Below are 1,421 nucleotides of genomic sequence, written 5' to 3'. Positions count from 1 at the left end.
CGCGCGTCGCGGCGTACGGCCGGCACCCGGTGCCCGTGCCGCCGTACGGCCGGCGCCCCCGGCCGCCCGCCCGGTCGGCGGCGACCCGGCCGGCCCGCCGGCGCCTCGCGCCACACCCGACGCGCCCGGCGGCCCGGCCCGGCCCCGCCCGGCAACGGCTCCCCCCGGCCCACCCACCTCGGGCGCCCCGACCGGTCGTCGTCCGGACGCCGCCGTTCCGCCGGGCCGTCGTCCGGACGCCGCCGTGGCCGGCGGTCACCCGGACGCGATGCCGCCCCTGCGCCGCCCGGACGCCGGCCCACCGGGTCGCCGACCTGGTCCGGAGCCCACCGAGCCCGGTCGTGCACTGCCACCGGCCGAGGGAACACCGGCCGGTCGGCGCGCCGGAGCGGCACCCGACCCGGCGCGGGCCGCCGGACCAGCCGCCGGCACGGCGCGCCTCGCCGGCGCGCCGGCCGCGCCACCGGCCGCGGACGGCCTACGACCCGACCCCGCCATCGACCGCGACCCGCGTACCGCGCGGCGTCGCCCAGGCCCGGTCGACCCGGGGGCTCCGGAGCCCACCGACCGTCGTCCCGACGAGCGTTCCCGTCCGGCCGCCGGCCGCCGCCGTGCCGCCGAACCCGACGAGCCCGCGGTGCCGCGCACGGGCAACGCCCCGCCGGTGCCGGCGGCCTCCGGCGCGCACAGCGGTGCCACGCCCACCATCGGACCGGCCGACGGCACCGGTCGTCGCCGGGCCGTCCCCGCTGAGCCGGAGCGTCGGACGCCGGCCGGCGGCGAACCCCGGGCGGACCGCCCCGAACGGCCCGCCGACTGGCTGCGCCAGGCCGGCCGCCTGCCGCACACCGACCCCGGCCTGCCCGTGGTCAACCGCCGCGGCGGCACCCCGCCGGCCGCGGGTCGCGGCCCCGCGCCGGCCGGCGGTGCGGGTGACCTCGTCGACCACGCGTCCGGTCGCCTCGGCGTGCCCGACCCGGCCGCGGAGCGCACCGCCGCCCGCCGGCCCGCCGGCCCGCCGGCCGACCCCGGTGCGGACCCTCCGACCGGTCGTCGTGCCGCCCGACCCGACGCGCCAGGAACCACAGGTGAGCAGGCTCTGCCCCCTGCGTCGGCGTCCGGCGACCGCCCGGCCCGTGGCCGGGGCGCTGCGGCGTCCGTTCCGGACCGCACCGGCGGGCGGGCCCGCCCGGTGGGCGCGCCCGGCCCGGACGCGACTCCCACGCCGGATCCGACCGGCCGACGACGCCGGCCGGGCGCCGAGCCCGGCCCGGACGGTCCAGGGCGACCCGGCCCGGCCAACGACCGCGGCGACGCCCCCTACGCCGGTGGACGACCCGCGCCCGGCGCCGGTCCCGCCGCACCCGCGCCCGCGCGCGGCGCCGCCCGCTCCACCCCGCCCGGCCGGGCGCGACCCGTCC

1 pseudogene is annotated in these 1,421 nt (G+C 84.9%); it reads left to right on the top strand.

Annotation, left to right across the window (positions count from 1 at the left end):
- Positions 1-1,421: pseudogene (locus AB0A90_RS34735) on the top strand (hypothetical protein); the annotation flags it as partial.

This window comes from Micromonospora sp. NPDC049204 (assembly GCF_040647935.1).
Taxonomy (GTDB): Bacteria; Actinomycetota; Actinomycetes; order Mycobacteriales; family Micromonosporaceae; genus Micromonospora.
The sequence above is the reverse complement of the archived record's forward strand: the minus strand, read 5'-3'. Positions and strand labels throughout refer to the sequence as shown.